This is a genomic window from Bradyrhizobium sp. HKCCYLS1011 (genome assembly GCF_051167795.1).
Lineage (GTDB): Bacteria > Pseudomonadota > Alphaproteobacteria > Rhizobiales > Xanthobacteraceae > Bradyrhizobium.
Window position 1 is genome coordinate 176,447 of record NZ_JBNPTT010000014.1, and the last position, 16,128, is coordinate 192,574.

The 16,128-nt window shown below is 63.4% G+C and carries 12 protein-coding genes and 1 tRNA gene; 6 read left to right on the forward strand and 7 right to left on the reverse strand.

Going from position 1 to position 16,128, the window contains the following annotated elements; genetic code table 11:
- Window positions 1–46 precede the first annotated feature (46 nt).
- Complete coding sequence (locus ACQR1W_RS36230) at window positions 47–976, reverse strand: helix-turn-helix domain-containing protein (protein ID WP_434855250.1); 930 nt, start codon at window positions 974–976, stop codon at window positions 47–49.
- Window positions 977–1,505: 529 nt separating this feature from the next.
- Here ACQR1W_RS36230 and ACQR1W_RS36235 point away from each other — a divergent pair.
- Window positions 1,506–3,311 (forward strand): feruloyl-CoA synthase, encoded by a 1,806-nt coding sequence (locus ACQR1W_RS36235; RefSeq protein ID WP_434855251.1) that lies wholly within the window; start codon window positions 1,506–1,508, stop codon window positions 3,309–3,311.
- 70 nt (window positions 3,312–3,381) lie between these two features.
- On the opposite strand, the gene ACQR1W_RS36240 is transcribed toward ACQR1W_RS36235, so the two are convergent.
- Together ACQR1W_RS36240 and ACQR1W_RS36245 are read right to left on the reverse strand one after the other, a co-directional pair.
- Complete coding sequence (locus ACQR1W_RS36240) at window positions 3,382–6,492, reverse strand: efflux RND transporter permease subunit (RefSeq protein WP_434855252.1); 3,111 nt, start codon at window positions 6,490–6,492, stop codon at window positions 3,382–3,384.
- A complete protein-coding gene (locus tag ACQR1W_RS36245; protein WP_434855253.1) occupies window positions 6,492–7,595 on the reverse strand; it encodes an efflux RND transporter periplasmic adaptor subunit in 1,104 nt (367 codons plus the stop codon). Before ACQR1W_RS36245 ends, ACQR1W_RS36240 begins: the two co-directional genes overlap by 1 nt.
- A 223-nt stretch (window positions 7,596–7,818) precedes the next feature.
- Here ACQR1W_RS36245 and ACQR1W_RS36250 point away from each other — a divergent pair, with 223 nt between their 5' ends.
- The 4 genes from ACQR1W_RS36250 (at window position 7,819) to fabF (ending at window position 10,837) form a co-directional block, all read left to right on the forward strand.
- Window positions 7,819–8,397, forward strand: a complete 579-nt coding sequence (locus tag ACQR1W_RS36250; RefSeq protein WP_434855254.1) for a TetR/AcrR family transcriptional regulator — start codon at window positions 7,819–7,821, stop codon at window positions 8,395–8,397.
- Between the two features lie 32 nt (window positions 8,398–8,429).
- The gene (locus tag ACQR1W_RS36255) at window positions 8,430–9,281 is read left to right on the forward strand and encodes an alpha/beta fold hydrolase (protein WP_434855255.1); all 852 of its coding nucleotides are present in this window, start codon (window positions 8,430–8,432) and stop codon (window positions 9,279–9,281) included.
- Window positions 9,278–9,508, forward strand: coding sequence for a hypothetical protein (locus tag ACQR1W_RS36260; RefSeq protein ID WP_434855256.1), 231 nt, complete (start codon window positions 9,278–9,280; stop codon window positions 9,506–9,508). The genes ACQR1W_RS36255 and ACQR1W_RS36260 overlap by 4 nt, the downstream gene beginning before the upstream one ends.
- Before the next feature lie 66 nt (window positions 9,509–9,574).
- Window positions 9,575–10,837: a beta-ketoacyl-ACP synthase II gene (fabF, locus tag ACQR1W_RS36265; protein WP_434855257.1), complete on the forward strand. Its 1,263-nt coding sequence runs from the start codon at window positions 9,575–9,577 to the stop codon at window positions 10,835–10,837.
- Window positions 10,838–10,995: 158 nt separating this feature from the next.
- On the opposite strand, the gene ACQR1W_RS36270 is transcribed toward fabF, so the two are convergent.
- Window positions 10,996–11,085 (reverse strand) — tRNA-Ser (locus ACQR1W_RS36270).
- A 238-nt stretch (window positions 11,086–11,323) separates the two neighbouring features.
- On the opposite strand from ACQR1W_RS36270, the gene ACQR1W_RS36275 reads away from it, so the two are divergent.
- The gene (locus tag ACQR1W_RS36275) at window positions 11,324–11,632 is read left to right on the forward strand and encodes a hypothetical protein (RefSeq protein ID WP_434855283.1); all 309 of its coding nucleotides are present in this window, start codon (window positions 11,324–11,326) and stop codon (window positions 11,630–11,632) included.
- 67 nt (window positions 11,633–11,699) lie between these two features.
- On the opposite strand, the gene ACQR1W_RS36280 is transcribed toward ACQR1W_RS36275, so the two are convergent.
- The 3 genes from ACQR1W_RS36280 to ACQR1W_RS36290 form a co-directional block, all read right to left on the reverse strand.
- A complete protein-coding gene (locus ACQR1W_RS36280; RefSeq protein ID WP_434855258.1) occupies window positions 11,700–13,160 on the reverse strand; it encodes an alpha,alpha-trehalose-phosphate synthase (UDP-forming) in 1,461 nt (486 codons plus the stop codon).
- Between the two features lie 263 nt (window positions 13,161–13,423).
- Window positions 13,424–14,257: a trehalose-phosphatase gene (otsB, locus tag ACQR1W_RS36285; protein ID WP_434855259.1), complete on the reverse strand. Its 834-nt coding sequence runs from the start codon at window positions 14,255–14,257 to the stop codon at window positions 13,424–13,426.
- 7 nt (window positions 14,258–14,264) lie between these two features.
- Window positions 14,265–15,788, reverse strand: coding sequence for an MFS transporter (locus tag ACQR1W_RS36290; RefSeq protein ID WP_434855260.1), 1,524 nt, complete (start codon window positions 15,786–15,788; stop codon window positions 14,265–14,267).
- Between the last annotated feature and the right edge of the window lie 340 nt (window positions 15,789–16,128).

Sequence of the window (16,128 nt, forward strand, 5' to 3'; positions counted from 1 at the left end):
GTTGGTCCCGTTTGAGCCAACTTCGAGGTTGAGCAAGCGGCGGCAGCTAATACGATACCCTCTGTACATTCCCCCGCGACGGCGAAGCGATCGCCGCCCCACCGCGGAATGCCTGATCCGGCGGGACGCCAACGATCGCGTTGACATCATGGATCATGTGGGCCTGATCGGCAAAGCCGCAGGCATAGGCGACATCCGCCCAACCCGGCTCGCTGTGTCTTGCCGCCAGCGCCTTCTCGACGCGCGCGGTCCGTGCAAAACCTTTCGGCGTCAGGCCGAACATCGCATGAAAGCGGCGCGACAGCTGCCGTTCGCTGATGCCGAGGTCCCTGGCGAGCAGTCCAACGCGCAAAGATGGATTGCGCTTCAGCCTCGCTGCCGCTTGGCAGGCGATCTGATCCGGTCCGCACTTGCAGAGATGAGCAACCAGGAAGCGCTGGACATGGCCGACCCGCTCGCGGCTCGATCGCGCCTCCGCCAGCATCTCCACCAGCAAGGCGATGTCGCCTGGTGGGAAAACGTTCTCGAGACCGATCTTGAGATCGGCGAAGGGCTGCAGGCGATCGCCGAGCAGGTGTGCCGCAGTTTCCGGCTTGAGCTGCACGGCGACTAGTCCCAACGGCCCGCTCGGGTGAACCATCGCGATGCCGCTCTGAACTCTGGTTGCGACGTGGCAATAGGGTGGGTGCTGGAAATCTGTAGAGCCGAAGCGGCGCAGCGACCGGATCGGCGTGCGATATTGAAAAAGCAGCAGGGTCATCGTTCCCGGCAAGACCTGCATGACCAGCTTGCTGGTCGCCGCGTCATCCGCAACGTCCCAATCGGTGATGTCCTCGACCAGATCCGAGAGCTTCAAGGATGAGTCCACCGGCGCGGTGTCCAGTAGCTGCCCCGCGACCCGTTTCATGCCCAACGACAGAAGCCTGTCCGCAGCCCAGGGCCCCGTCGGCCAGGTAACGACCTCATGTTCGCCCATCCGTGCAAACTCCACTGAGTCACCAAGGACCCGCGCAGGCGGCCATCGTTTGTCGCTGCGGCAATCTGTAGGCGTAAAGCGGCACTGCCACGCAATCAAGCGCGTCACGAACAAGTGACCCGACCAGAATTGAAATGACCGATGCGCCGTACGCGGCTGGCGAACAGCAGGCCCGGAATCGTGACTAATTTGTCCAATTCAAACACGGCAGGCTCGTGTATCGTGTGTGCTTCGACGTGCCTGACGATCGCACGCCACTTCGGATCTCAACATAAACGGCCTCGGGTGGACGCTCATGCTGTTTGCCCTACCCGCTCGCAAGTCATGCGCCGCGCGTAGCTCGGCGCGCCAAACCCACGTTGGTTTCATCCGTAACGACTTCGTTTCATCCGTAACGACTTCGCACGGGCCGGGAAGTTGTCATGAAACGTGCAGGCTCCATCTCGATGAGCAACGTAACCAAATCATCCAGGAAACACCGAAGGCCGAATTGTGAAGGGGTTGTTTACGGCAGGAAGGAAGTCGACTAATGGCGGCAAATATCTTGCAACCCGGCGCGACGACGCAACAGATCGTCTGCGCAGCGTCTGCGGACGGCTCCGTCCTGGTTCGTCGGACCGAGCCTCTCGGCGCCCACGCGCGGCGCGTCACCGAGCCCCTCGAACATTGGGCTAACGTTGCGCCCGGCCGCGCCTTCATGGCGGAGCGGGCTGGCGACGGCTGGCGCATGGTGACCTATCGGGAGGCCTTGACGGCGGCGCGAGCGATCGGCCAAGCGCTGCTCGACCGTGACCTGTCAACCCAGCATCCGGTTCTGATCCTGTCCGGCAACAGCATCGCGCATGCGCTGCTCGCGCTCGGTTGCCTGCATGTGGGCATTCCCTTCGTGCCGATTTCGACGGCCTATTCCCTGCTCTCGGCCGATTTCGCGCGTCTGCGCGACATTGTCGACCTGGTGCGGCCCGGCCTCGTCTTTGCCGAAGACGGCTCTGCCTATGCGGCCGCCATCGATGTCTGCATCGCGCCGGAGACCGAGCTCGTCGTCGCCCGCGGCAATCCCGGCCGGCATGCCACCCTGTTCGATACGTTGCTCGCCACAATCCCTGGCGCCGCGGTCGATGTCGCGGCTGGCAAGGTCGGTCCCGACAGCGTCGCCAAGCTGCTGTTCACCTCGGGTTCGACCGGCTTTCCAAAAGGCGTGATCCACACTCACCGGATGTGGTGCAGCACCATCGCGATGTTCGCTGCCGTCCACCCGATCGGAGGCGAGAAAGCGCCCGTGCTCGTGGACTGGCTGCCCTGGAGCCACGTGTTCGGCGGCAGCGTCAGTTTCGGCATGGTCCTGTTCAATGGCGGAACGTTCTACATCGATGACGGCAAGCCGCTGCCGGGGCAGTTCGAAAAGACGGCGCGCAATCTGCGCGAGATCGCGTCGACCTTCCATACCAGCGTCCCCCGAGGCTATGAGGAACTGCTGCGGGCGCTGCGCGGCGACGACGCGTTACGCCGCAGCTTTTTCAGCCAGGTGCAATTCCTGCAGTACTCCGGCGCCGCGCTTCCGCACTCCGTGTTTGACGGATTTGCGGAGCTGGCGCGGGCCACCATCGGTCACGTCGTGCCATGGCTCGCGGCGCTTGGTTCCACCGAGGCAGGCCTGATCACCGCACGGCTCGGCGCCTCCCCAAACGACATCGGCCTGCCCGCCTGCGGCGTGGACCTGAAGCTCGTCCCGGTGGACGGCAAATGGGAAGCGCGCGTCAAAAGTCCGTCGGTAACGCCGGGCTACTGGCGGCGTCACGATCTGACCGAAGATGCCTTCGACGCGCAGGGCTTCCTGCGCACCGGTGATGCGGTGGCATGGATCGAGCCGGGCCGTCCGGAAGCCGGGCTTCGTTACGACGGACGCATGGCCGAGGATTTCAAGCTCGTGACCGGCACCTGGGTCCGCGTCGGCATGGTGCGGGAGCATCTAATGAAGCACCTGGCGGCCGAACTGCGCGACGTCGTGATCGTCGGCGAGAATCGAGAGTATATTGCAGTGCTCGGCATCCCGACCGATGCGCGCGGTGCCAGTGATCCGGACGTTCACGAGCGGCTGCGGAGCAAATTGGCCGCGTTGGCTCGGGACGCTGGCGGCAGCGCCCAGCGCGTGCTGCGTTTCGCCTTCCTCACTGCGCCGCTCTCGATCGATCGAGGCGAACTGACCGACAAGGGCGCGATCAGCCAGCGCACGATCCTGCGCCGTTACGTCGACGTGATCGATACGCTCTATGCGGACCCGCCTGGCGATCACGTGATCTGCGTGGATCCGTCGAACCATGATTCTGCCGCCTGAGGCAAACCTCCACGTTCTCATTTCGCGAGCGCGACGACAGAGTGAGGAGGCCGCCAGAATTGACCGAACTCTACTCGGCAGCCAATGCCGGCCGCACGTCCGGATGCTCCGTCGGACTCTGGTGCATCTGATCTGCAGTCGGCTTGATCCGGAACCACGCAGCATAGAGGGCCGGCAAAAACAGCAGGATCAGCACCGTGCCGACCGCCGTGCCGCCGATCAACGTGTAGGCCATCGATCCCCAGAACACGGAATGCGTGAGGGGAATGAAGGCCAGCACGGCTGCAAGTGCGGTCAGGATCACGGGCCGCGTGCGTTGCACCGTGGCCTCGATGACGGCGTGATAGTCGTCAAGGCCGGCTGCACGGTTCTCCTTGATCTGTTCGGTCAGGATCAGCGTATTGCGCATCAGGATGCCGGCCAATCCTATCAGACCCAGAATGGCGTTGAACCCAAAGGGCTGATGGAAAGCGAGCAATGCGGGCACGACGCCGACGAGACCAAGCGGTGCCGTCAGCATGACCAGGGCCATCATCGAGAAGGATCGTACCTGGAGCATGATGACGATGAGCGTCGCGGCGATCATGGCGGGAAAGACAGTCGCCAGCGCGTCGTTGGCCTTGGTGGCCTCCTCGATCGAACCACCCATCTCGATGCGATAGCCGGCCGGGAGAGACGCAATCAGCGGCTGAAGGGCTGCCTTGATCTCCTTGGAAACCTCTGGAGGTTGGGTCGCCTCATTGAGGTCCGATCGGATCGTGATGACGGGTGTGCGATCGCGGCGCTTCAGGATCGGTTCTTCCAGACGCACTTCCGCATGGCCGATCTGGTCGAGCGGAATCGGACGGCCCTCTCGGCTCATGAGCGAGAAGTCAGCCAGACGCGTCGGATCCAGTCTTTCGCGACCGGCGCTGCGTGCCATGATCGGGACATTGCGAATGTCCTCGCGGACCTGTGTCACGGCGATGCCGGTGAGCAGGAACTGGAGCTGCCGGCCGACTTCCGCTGGCGAGAGACCGATGAGGTTCAGCCGATCCTGATCTGGAATGAAGCGGAGCACGGGCGTGCGATTGCCCCAATCGCGGTTGGCCTGCCGCACATCGGGAACGCCGCGCATGACATCGATGGCTTTTTCAGAGATCGCGTACAACTGCGCAGGGTCGGGTCCCATGACCCGAAACTCTACAGGAAACGGCGTGTAGGGTCCGAACACAAGCTGAGTGACGCGAACATAGGCCTCGGATGCCAGCCCTTGTGACACCGCCTGACGCAGCCGGTGCTTCAGAGCCTCGCGCGCCTCCGCGTCTGGTGTCAGCACAACCAGCTTCGCGAAGGCTGGATCGGGGAGTTCTGGTGCCATCGCGAAGAAGAAGCGCGGAGCGCCCTGACCGACATAGCTGGTGACGATCTTCGCCTCAGGCTGATCGTGGAGCCAACGTTCGAGCTTCTCAACCGCGGCGGTCGTGGTCTCAATGCTGGTGCCTTCCGGCAGACGAACCTCCACCAGGACTTCGGGGCGGTCGGACGTCGGGAAGAACTGCTGCTTGACGGCACCCATGCCGACACCGGAGAGCGCGAAGGCGACGGCGACGATGCCGACGGTCAAAAATTTGTGGCGCACGGCGAAGGTGATGAGCCGCCGCAGACGCCGGTAGTTTGGCGTGTCGTAAATCGCGTGATGGCCGCCCTCGACCGGTTTGATCGCGGGCAGCATCTTGACGCCCAGATAGGGCGTGAAGACCACCGCGATGATCCAGGAGACGATCAGGGCGAACCCGACAACCCAGAAGATGTTGCCGGCATATTCGCCGGCCGTCGAGCGCGCGAAGCCCACAGGCAGGAAGCCGGCGATCGTCACGAGTGTCCCGGACAGCATCGGCGCCGCGGTATGGCTCCACGCATGGGCCGCCGCCTTGATGCGGTCCATGCCTTCTTCCATCTTTACGACCATGACCTCGATGGCGATGATGGCGTCGTCCACGAGAAGGCCGAGCGCGAGGATGAGTGCGCCGAGCGTGATGCGGTCGAAGAACCGGCCGGTTTCCAGCATGATCAGGAACACGACGGCAAGCGTCAGGGGGACCGCGGCGGCCACGACGATGCCGACGCGCCAGCCAAGGCTTAGCAGGCTTACGAGCAGCACCACGCCGAGCGCCATCGCGAACTTCAGCATGAATTCGTCAACCGCCGAGGTGATATTGACGGCCTGATCGCTCACCTTGTCGAGCGTCATCCCGAGCGGCAGCGTCCGCGCAATGGCTGCCGACCTCTCTTCCAGCTGCTTGCCGAGCGCCAGACCATTCCAGCCCTCCTGCATGACCACCGCGAGCATGATCGTGGGCTCACCCTGGTGCCGGATGATGTAGGTGGGAGGATCTTCGTAGCCGCGGCTGATGTTGGCGATATCGGACAGCTTTAACGTTCGTCCCGCAGCGGCAATCGGCGTGTCGGCGATCGCCTGCGCGCTGTCATAGCTCCCGTCGACTCGGATGAAGACCTGCGGCCCGCGAGTGTCGATCGAACCTGCCGGGGTGACCGTATTCTGCCGCTGCAACACGGCAATGATATCCTGTGCAGAGACGCCGAGAGTTGCGAGCTTTGGGTAGGAAAACTCCACGAAGATCTGCTCGGGACGTTCGCCGAGGAGATTGATCTTCTTGACGCCTGGCACGTGCAGAAGGTCTTGGCGGATCACCTCGGCCTTCCTGGCGAGCTCACGCATCGGCATGCCCTTGGCCTTGAGGGCGTAGAGCGCGAAGCTCACGTCCGAATATTCGTCGTTGACGAAGGGGCCGAGCACGCCAGGGGGCAGGTTGCGGGCTTCATCCCCGAGCTTCTTGCGAGCCTGGTAGAATTCCTCCTGAACGACCGACGGGGGTGTGCTGTCCTTCAGCGTGACCGTCAGATAGGCATAACCTGGACGGGTGGTCGTCTCGACCCTGTCGTACCAGGTCAGTTCCTGGAGCCGCTTCTCCAATGGTTCCGCGACGAGGTCCTGCATCTCGCGCGCCGTCGCGCCCGGCCATACCGTCGTGACCGTCAGGGTCTTGATCGTGAAGTTGGGATCCTCCGCGCGGCCAAGCATGAGGAACGCATAAGCGCCTGCGGCCGCAAGCAGGATGATGAAGAACAGGGTGACAGCGCGTTCGCGAACGGCGATTGCGGAAAGGTTGAAGCTCATCAGTTCCCCCTGCTCTCAGACGCGGTCCTCACGCGCGTGCCCTCCTGCAGCAGGTGAGCGCCGAGCGAGACAACCGACGCGCCAGAACTCAGTCCGGAGATCACGGCGTTTTCGCTGGTCACACGCACGAGCTTGATGGGCTGAAAGTGGACGGTCGAGATGCCGCTGTCGAAGACCCAGACGCCGGTCTTTCGGCCATCGTCGAGCACGGCCCCCAGCGGCACCTCGACTTCCGGCTGAGTCTCTTCGCTTGCCAGCCGAATGGTGACCGTCGCGCCAAGCGGCGCGGTCGCAGCCTCGCCGTCGAGCACGTAGCGGGCTTCATACGTGCGGGTCTGGGCGTCAGCAGAATCCGACAACTGCCGAAGATGCGCCGCATAGCGCTCTCCATCGCTCCCGTACAGGCTGGCCTCGGCGACCGAGCCGATCGCCGGCCGGATTGTTTCGGGAAGCGCGACCACCGCTTCACGGGCACCGGCCTGGGCAAGCCTGACCACGGTCTGGCCGGCAGAAACCACTTGGCCCGGCTCGCCAAGCGTTTGCACGACTGTTCCGTCCGCATCCGCCACCAGGACGGAATAGGCCGCCTGATTCTCGGCGACCTTGGCTTCGGCTTCCGCCGCAGCGAGTTGCGCGTTGGCCGTATCCGACGCGGCCTTCGCCTGTTCGTAGCGCTGTTTGGGTGTCCATCCGTCGCTGACGAGGTTGGCGTATCGCCGCTCATCGGCATCCGCCTGAACAACGGTTGCGCGCGCTGCGGCAACGGCGTTGCGCTTCGCCGTAAGCGCGAGGCGGAGGTCGGTTTCGTCGATCCGCATCAGCGGCTGCCCGGCTTTGACCTGCTCACCGACATTCACGAGCCGTTCGACGATCTTACCGGCGACGCGGAAGCCAAGGTTGCTTTCGACCCTCGCTCCGACGGTCCCCGTGAAACCGCGTTCAGATCCACTCACCCGCGCAACCATCGCCAGGCTGACAATCGGCGGTTCCAGCCTCGGATCGCTCACGGCCGAGGCCTCTTGAGCAGGAATGCCAAGCGCAACGAACGTGGCCACCCCCACCGGGATCGAAATACCGGCCAACACGGCAAAACCCCTCATCATGTTCATCTCCTGCTCGGAATTTAGATTTCGTTCGACTTCTATAATCAGATTAGAATACGATCGCAATCTAAAAAGGACGCTGACGAGAAAGTGATCTGCTCAAGATCGGCCGTTCGACGGCAGTGACCGACAGATCGGCCATCCCCACTTGATAGATTGCGTTCGAACTCTATATGCCATATAGCTTTCGAGCGTAATCCAAAAATAGAAATGGAGATCCACGATGCGCGTGAGCCGGGTTCAAGCCGCCGAGAACCGCCAAACCGTGATCAATGTGGCAAGTCGCCTTTTCAGGGAGCGCGGCTTTGACGGCATCGGGCTCAAGGATCTGATGGAGGCGGCCGGGCTGACCCAAGGCGCCTTCTACAAGCAGTTCGCATCAAAAGAGGATTTGGCGGTCGAGGCGTCCAAGCGCGCATTGGAGAGCGCGTCCCGCCGATGGTCGGAGGCGACCGCCCGCAATCCTGATGATCCGCTTGGCGCGGTGATCGGATTTTACCTCAGTGCCGACCATCGCGAAGAAAGAATGGACGGCTGCCCAGTCGTAGCGCTCGGCTCAGACGCCGCCAGACAGGGACCTGATGTGAAGGCGGCCTTCGAAGAGGGGATCAAGGCGTATCTCGACGTCCTCGGCGGCTTCACTGCTCAGAGTAACAGCGAGGAGTCTCGGCGCAAGGCCATGGGCATTCTCGCGACAATGGTCGGCGCAGTGACGCTATCGCGCGCCGTCAACGACCCTGACCTGGCTCAGGCGCTCTTGGATGCGGCGGTCCAACAGGTTCGCGACGCCGCTGCCGATTGAAAGATGGTCCCTCAAAGCACCGGGAGAATCGAATGCTCAGCCTGATTGAAGCCAGACCAACTTTGCTCAAGATCTCGGATGCGCTCAGCCTGCGGTTTCAAAAGATCGGCAATGGGCCTCCGCTACTCCTCTTACATACGATCCGGACGCAGCTCGAATATTTCCGCAGTCTCGCGCCCCTGCTCGCAAAGTCGCACACGGTGTACACCATTGACCTGCCAGGCCATGGACATTCGCCGATCGATCCAAGCGCGAGCTTCGACGAACCCTACTTCAGGCAGGCAGTCATTCGGTTCATCGAGGAGCTGAACCTCTCGGCCCTCACGCTCATCGGCGAGTCGATTGGCGGGGCATTGGCCCTGACCGTGGCGGCGGCGCTGCCGCAACGGGTGAAGCGGGTTTACGCGATCAACCCCTATGACTACGAGACCCGCTACGGGGACGGCATTCGACGCGGCAACCGGCTCGCGAATTTCATCATCGGAAGCTTGCAGATCCCGGTGCTCGGCGCGGTGAATGCAGCCCTCGAAAACAAGATGATTCTCGGCAAGATCATGGGTGGTGGATATCACGACCCGCGCAAGCTGCCGGCCGATCTGCTTGCTGAGTTCGATGAAGTCGCCCACCGCCCTGGGTACAAGCTAGTCGCACGAAAGGTGCTGGCAGGCTGGCGCTCCTGGCGCAAGGCACGCGACGAGTATCGGCTGATCTCGGCGCCTGTGACGCTTATTTACGGCGATAGCGACTGGTCTCGCCCAAACGAACGCGAACGCACCCGGTCGCTGATTCCTGCTGCGCAGATGGTGACGCTCAAGAACACCGGCCACTTCTCGGCTGTCGAGAGTCCGTTGGAGCTGGCTCGCGTGATCCTGGCGACGGAATGAGCGCGATCATCGAACACAGGAGTACGCAAGCTATGGTCAAGCGCTTTTGGGAAAGTTTGAATGACTGGGCTGAGGTCCTCAGCATGGACGATCCGCACGGCGATTACCTGTTCAGGCTGGAAGAGCGCGTTGCGAAGCTTGAGCGCAAGCTTGACGCTCTTCAAATCCAGTCACGAGCAACGCCGGTCGAGCCGCCGGATGACCGTGTTCGGCAATCGCAACCGTAAACACTGCCCTCCCGAGACACCAATATCCCGACCGTCAGTCAAGCCCTCCTCAAAGGTGATCTGATCATGCGCCGTATCGTCGTTACGGGACTGGGCCTCGTATCACCGCTGGGCTGCGGCAGTGAGCTGGCATGGTCTCGGCTGCTCGCGGCTCGCTCGGGACTTGCCGCGCTCCCGGAGTGGGCGGCTGTCCTTCCCGCACGCGTGGCCGGAATCGTTCCGACAAAGGCCGACGACGCAGATGGAGGCTTCAATCCCGATCTGATCGTTGCGCCGAAGGATCAGCGGAGGATGGATCGGTTCATCTTGTTCGCGCTGGTAGCTGCGGCCGAGGCGATAGCACAAGCCGCATGGACTCCTTCCGAGGCGTATTCCATGGAGCGCACCGCGACCGTGATCGCGTCGGGCATCGGAGGCTTTCCGGCGATCGTCGAGGCGGTCCGCACCACCGATCAGCGCGGAGTAAGGCGCCTCTCGCCCTTCACCGTGCCGTCCTTTCTCGCAAATCTCGCGGCCGGCCATATCTCGATCCGCTACGGTTTCAAGGGGCCAATCGGCACGCCGGTCACCGCCTGCGCCGCAAGCGTGCAGGCCATCGGAGATGCCGCGCGCCTCATCAGAACCGGTGAAGCCGACGTTGCGATTTGCGGTGGGTCGGAAGCCTGCATCGATCTCGTGAGCCTGGGCGGCTTCGCCGCGGCCCGGGCTCTTTCGACGGGTTTCAACGACATGCCGGCGCGTGCGTCCCGCCCCTTCGACCGCGACCGCGATGGCTTCGTCATGGGTGAAGGCGCCGGCATCCTGGTCATTGAAGAGCTGGAGCACGCGCTCCGCCGCGGCGCCCAGCCGATCGCGGAAATCGTCGGCTACGGTACGAGCGCTGACGCCTACCACATCACGTCAGGCCCCGAGGACGGCGACGGCGCGCGCCGCGCCATGGAGGGCGCCTTGCGGCAAGCCAGCCTCAGGCCCGGTGACATACAACATCTCAACGCCCATTCGACGTCGACGCCAGTTGGCGATCTTTCCGAACTGGAGGCGATCAAGGCCGTGTTTGGCCGCGAGGAAAAAATTGCGGTGAGCGCCACCAAATCGGCAACTGGTCATCTGCTCGGCGCAGCCGGAGGAGTGGAAGCGATCTTCACGATCCTCGCGCTACGAGACCAGATCGCGCCACCCACTCTCAATCTCGAAAATGGCGATGCGGCCGCCGAAGGCGTCGACATCGTAGCCCGCGAAGCGCGGCGCATGCCCATGGAGCATGCGATCTCGAACGGATTTGGCTTCGGAGGCGTCAACGCCAGCATCATCTTTCGACGTTGGCAATGACAGGTTCATGCATGCAGCTGCAGTCGAATTCAGATGCTGCCCACTGGACGGGTTTCCCGAGCTGTGCTGGCGATTTGATCGACCGACCTCCGAGAGGCGCTCAACCGCACAGTTTAGGATCGTAGAAGATCGGAGTTTGGAGCAAAAAATCGTGCAGATGGCGGAGAGAGTGGGATTCGAACCCACGGTACGGTTTCCCGCACACACGCTTTCCAAGCGTGCGCCTTAAGCCACTCGGCCATCTCTCCGAAGGGCCCTCTCTTGGCGGTCTCGGCGCCCTTTTGCAAGCCATCAAGCGCCCGTCGCGGCAAAAATTCGCCAAACCTCTGACGAATTTAGCCGTTTCGCGCCTTGCGCGGGCATCAGCGGCCAGCCGAACGCTGCAATGAACCCCGAATCAGCCTGGTGAGACCCACTGTTCGCGCCCTTTCCCCCGGAGGACAACCGATGACCGCGCCCCGCTTTTTCCGTCCCCTGCCCCTTGCCATGCTGCTGCTGGCGGTCGCGGCCGGCGTCACCGCTGCGCGCGCCGATCAGTGCACCCGGCAGGGCGTCGACGTCACCTGCGACGACGGCCGCAAGGGCATCTGGCAGGGCGACGCCATCCTGTGGCCGGACGGCACCCATTCCCGGCTGAAGGGGCACGACAGCGTCATCGTCGGCAACAAGGCCTCCGTGGTGGTCGGCCCGGGCGTTTTCGTCGGTCACGGCAAGGGCATGGTGCCGATGGAAAATCCGAGCGCGCCGAACAAGCTGCGCTGCGCGGTGCTGGACGGCGTGTCGTATTGCAATTGAGCGAAGGCCAACGGCTGGTGATCAAGACGGCCCGTGCGCGCCGCCTTGCTATGAGGGTCTAAAACTCTCAGTGGTAGCGCGCGCCGGACGAGGAGGCGCGGCGCACCAGGAAGCCGGGCGGCGTTGCCGGCAGCGGTTCGACATCGGCCTCTTCGAGCTCGGTGGCCTGCAACGCCGTGACGAAATCGGCAAACCATTGCTGGATCGAGTGCCGATGCAGCTTCGCCATCATGGCCTCATAGCGCATGCAGCGTTCGGCCAGCGGCATCGAGAGCGCCGTCGCGATGGTCCGCGCCATGCCGTCGATATCGTGCGGATTGACCAGCAGCGCCGCGTCGAGTTCGTTGGCGGCGCCGGCGAATTTCGACAGCACCAGCACGCCGGGATCGACCGGACTTTGGGCGGCGACATATTCCTTGGCGACCAGGTTCATACCGTCATAAAGCGGCGTCACCACCCCGACCTGCGCGGTGCGGTAGAGTCCCGCCAGCACGCTCTGGCCGTAGCCCTTGTTGAGATAGCGGATCGGAGTCCAATCCACCTCGCCGTGGCGACCATTGACCTCGCTGATGAGACGCGCCACCTCGCTCTGCAGATTGCCGTAAGCCGGGATCGATTCGCGCGAGGGCGTTGCGATCTGCAACAGCGAGACCGACCGCAGCAAATTCGGATGCAGGCTCCACATCCGGTCGAATGCGCTAATGCGATTGACCAGGCCCTTGGAATAGTCGAGCCGGTCGACGCCGATGGCGAGCTTCTCGCCCTGCAGGCTGCGGCGCAGCCGCGACACGTCGGGATGCGAGACCGCCTTGGTGGCGGCCTGCGCGAACTTGTCGGCGTCGATGCCGATCGGGAACACGGCAAGCCGGGTGCGCCCATGGCGCGACCGCACCACGCCGCTCTTTACCTTCAGGCCGAGACTCGTGCGAAGGCAGTCGATGAAATTCTCGCAATCATCCGCGGTCTGGAACCCGATCAGGTCATAGGCGAGCATCGCCTCCAGCAGCTCGGGATGATGCGGCAGGCTGTCGACGACGCAGCGCGACGGCCAGGGCGTGTGCAGGAAGAATCCGATCGCGCTCTTGACGCCAAGGTCGCGCAGCTCGGCACCGAGCGAGAGGAAATGATAGTCCTGGATCCAGAACAAGGTATCCGGCTTGTGGAACCGCATCAGTGATCGCGCGACGAAGGCATTGACCTCGCGATAGGACTCGTAGTCGTCATGGGAAACGCGGATCAGGTCGCTGCGCGAATGCAGCGCTGGCCACAGCGCGGAATTGGCGAACCCTTCGTAGTAGCCGGCATAGTGCGCCGCAGGAAGATCGAGCAAGGCCAACGCGCCTTCGCCGAGCGGCTCGATCTCCACAATGGGTTCCAGCTGGGCGCCGTCGCGGACACGGCCCGAGGAACCGACCCAGATGGCGCCCGATTTCTCGACGACCGGCAGCAACGCTGCTGCTAACCCACCGGTCATCGGCTCGTTGGCCTTGCCACGCGCCACCCGATTCGAAACCACGACGAGGTTCACCGGTGCCCTCCTGTTGGTCCAGCCGTCGGTTAACAGCTGTTCATCAATATGGTTCCAGGACACCCTTTCAACCAAATGAAACCGAATTCGGGCGGTGGCGCGGTGTAAACAAAGCAGAGACAAACTCGAGAATGATTCAAAGCAATTGCAAGTCGGTCGCGAATTTGCCGCAGGTTTTACACGCGCATCACAATGGAACCGGCGACGAATAGTTCCGCCTCCGGTTTCGCGGCGCCGATCGACTAATCAGATCTGATCACTGGTCAGAAGCGCTTTGCGTCCTCGCGGCGCGCGAGCTCGCCGAGAAATATGCGGACATCATTGGGCGTGCCGAACTGACCATGCACGCCGCGCGCTTGCCGCCCGACGGAGAACGACAAACCGTCATAGTCCGGCATGATCGCGAACACGGTTTCATCGGTGACGTCATCGCCGATGAACAGCGGCTTGCGGCCCTTGAACGGCGAATGCGTCATCAGTTCGCGTACGCCGCTCGCCTTGGTGAAACCTGCATGCTTGATCTCGCAGACGCATTTGCCGGGCAGCACCTCGATCGGCGCCTCCGGCAGGTCAGCGCGGATCTGCGACACCGCTTGATAGATCGCCTGCTCCGCCTGCGGTGCCAGCCGATAATGCAGCGCCAGCGAATAGCCCTTGTCCTCGAGCAGAATGCCGGGGCTGAGCTTGGCGATTGCCGCCAGGCGCCGCTTCAATTCCTTATCCAGCGGTGGCGCCTGCACCGCATCCGCCTCGCTGTCGATCGCCAGCCGCATCTCGGCGCCATGACCGCCGACCGCCGGATAGACCTCGGGCGCGAAGATCAGATCGATGTCATTGAGCGAGCGGCCGCTGACCAGCGCCAGCGCGCCGGACGTTAGCTCGTGAAGCCTGTTCAAGGTCTCCGCCAACCCCGGCGGCACCCAGACCTCGCGCGGCGTGGCCGCGAGCTCGAGCAAGGTGCCGTCGATGTCGAGCAGGAACGCGATGTCGCCGAGCGGCGGCACCAGACTCGCCGATACCGGCATCACGGCATCACCGGCTTGCTCGTCAGCAATGTCTCGCAATGGCAGCTCCGCGAAGTCGCTGTTGTCGGCCATGATCATATCACTCCATGACGGCAAGCGGGCGCGCCACGCTCTCAAGCGATTTCCGCTCCGCCGCCACCGCATAGCGGAAGGCGACGGCCGCCGCGACCACCATCAGCAGCGCGCCGAACAGATAGCCGGCGAACACGCTGGTGCGCGAGCCCGTATCCAGCAGCGCGCCGAACAGCGCAGGCCCCGCAACGCCGCCGATCCCGGTGCCGATGGCATAGAACAGCGCGATGGCGAGCGCGCGCACCTCCAGCGGAAAGTTCTCCGACACGGTGAGATAGGCCGCGCTCGCCGCGGGCGAGGCAAAGAAGAAGATCACCATCCACGCGGCGGTCTGGGTCTGCGCGTTCAGCACGCCGATTGAGAACAGGTAGCCGGTCAAGGCCAGCAGGATGCCGGAGACGCCGTAAGTCAGCGTGATCATGGTGCGGCGGCCGAGCGTGTCGAACAGCCGCCCGAGCAGCAGCGGCCCCAAGAAATTGCCGGCCGCGAACGGCAGGATGTACCAGCCGACCTGATCGGCCTTGATGCCATAGAAATCGGTCAGCACCAGCGCGAAGGTGAAGAAGATCGCATTGTAGAAGAAGGCCTGTGCGACCATCAGCGTCAGCCCGACCAGTGAGCGCTGGCGGTAGGACACGAGCAGCGTGCGCGCGACCTCGCGGAGCGGCGTGTGGTCGCGCATGCGCAGCTTAATCTTCGGCAGCTCCTTCGCGCGCTCCTCGCGATCATGGCCGGTGACGTCACGCTCGATGTCGGCCACGATCTTGTGCGCTTCGTCAGGATGGCCGTGGATCATCAGCCAGCGCGGGCTTTCCGGAATCCACATCCGCATCACCAGCACGATGAGACCGAGGCAGGCGCCGGTGGCATAAGCCAGTCGCCAGCCGAGATCGGGGCCGGTCAGCTCCGGGTCGAGCAGCACGATGGCGCTGCCGGCGCCGATCGCAGCGCCCAGCCAGAAGCTGCCGTTGATCAACAGATCGGTCCAGCCGCGATAGCGCGCTGGCACCAGTTCCTGAATGGTGGAATTGATGGCGGTGTATTCGCCGCCGATGCCGGCGCCGGTGAGGAAACGAAACAGCGCGTAGGAGGCGACGCTCCAGGATAGCGCCGTGGCCGCGGTTGCAGTCAGATACAGCGCGAGCGTAATGAAGAACAGCTTGCGGCGGCCGATGCGGTCGGTGAGCCAGCCGAAACCGAGCGCGCCGAGCACCGCGCCGGCGAGATAGGCACTGTTGGCGAGACCGACATCCAAATTTGAAAACTGCAGCGTCGGGCTCGCCTTCAGCGCGCCGGACAATGCGCCCGCCAGCGTAACTTCAAGCCCGTCGAGCACCCAGGTGATGCCGAGCGCAAGTACGACGCGGGTATGAAAGCCGCTCCAGCGGAGATCGTCGAGCCGGGCCGGAATGTTGGTGGCGATAACGCGGCTGTCATCGCCGGAGGGCACCGGCTCGGCCGGAGACAACGATGATGGTGGCGCAGCGGCGGCAGCGCCGTCATCGGGTGCGAATGCGTGCCGAACAGCCATATGAGACCATGTGAGGGCGCGGAAACCGCCCGTTCAGACCCATTGAACGGAGACGGTGGAGCAAATGCGGCAACATGCCACCCCGCTCCAACGCCGGCGTGGCGCGCGCGGTTCCCGGGACGAGGCACAGGAACTCGGGGTTCGACGTGCCGTCACGATGGACAGAGGTTTTCGAAGGGGGCTTGCCGCATCCCCTCGGCTGTCGTCCCGAGCAAGCGAGCGAAGCGAGTGCGACCCGGGACCCATACCGCGTGATGCTCGATTAGGGCACGCGACTGAATACCGCCCGTCAAATGATCGCCGCGGAGTATGGATCCCCGCGTTCGCGGGGATGACGGCG

Excerpts from the sequence above, each read along its gene's own strand:
- ACQR1W_RS36240 (WP_434855252.1), bottom strand. The coding sequence starts at position 6,492 with ATGAGCTTCAACCTTTCCGCAATCGCCGTTCGCGAACGCGCTGTCACC.
- fabF (WP_434855257.1), top strand. The coding sequence starts at position 9,575 with ATGCGCCGTATCGTCGTTACGGGACTGGGCCTCGTATCACCGCTGGGC.
- ACQR1W_RS36260 (WP_434855256.1), top strand. The coding sequence starts at position 9,278 with ATGAGCGCGATCATCGAACACAGGAGTACGCAAGCTATGGTCAAGCGC.
- ACQR1W_RS36275 (WP_434855283.1), top strand. The coding sequence starts at position 11,324 with ATGCTGCTGCTGGCGGTCGCGGCCGGCGTCACCGCTGCGCGCGCCGAT.
- otsB (WP_434855259.1), bottom strand. The coding sequence starts at position 14,257 with ATGGCCGACAACAGCGACTTCGCGGAGCTGCCATTGCGAGACATTGCT.
- ACQR1W_RS36250 (WP_434855254.1), top strand. The coding sequence starts at position 7,819 with ATGCGCGTGAGCCGGGTTCAAGCCGCCGAGAACCGCCAAACCGTGATC.
- ACQR1W_RS36230 (WP_434855250.1), bottom strand. The coding sequence starts at position 976 with ATGGGCGAACATGAGGTCGTTACCTGGCCGACGGGGCCCTGGGCTGCG.
- ACQR1W_RS36235 (WP_434855251.1), top strand. The coding sequence starts at position 1,506 with ATGGCGGCAAATATCTTGCAACCCGGCGCGACGACGCAACAGATCGTC.
- ACQR1W_RS36290 (WP_434855260.1), bottom strand. The coding sequence starts at position 15,788 with ATGGCTGTTCGGCACGCATTCGCACCCGATGACGGCGCTGCCGCCGCT.
- ACQR1W_RS36245 (WP_434855253.1), bottom strand. The coding sequence starts at position 7,595 with ATGATGAGGGGTTTTGCCGTGTTGGCCGGTATTTCGATCCCGGTGGGG.
- ACQR1W_RS36255 (WP_434855255.1), top strand. The coding sequence starts at position 8,430 with ATGCTCAGCCTGATTGAAGCCAGACCAACTTTGCTCAAGATCTCGGAT.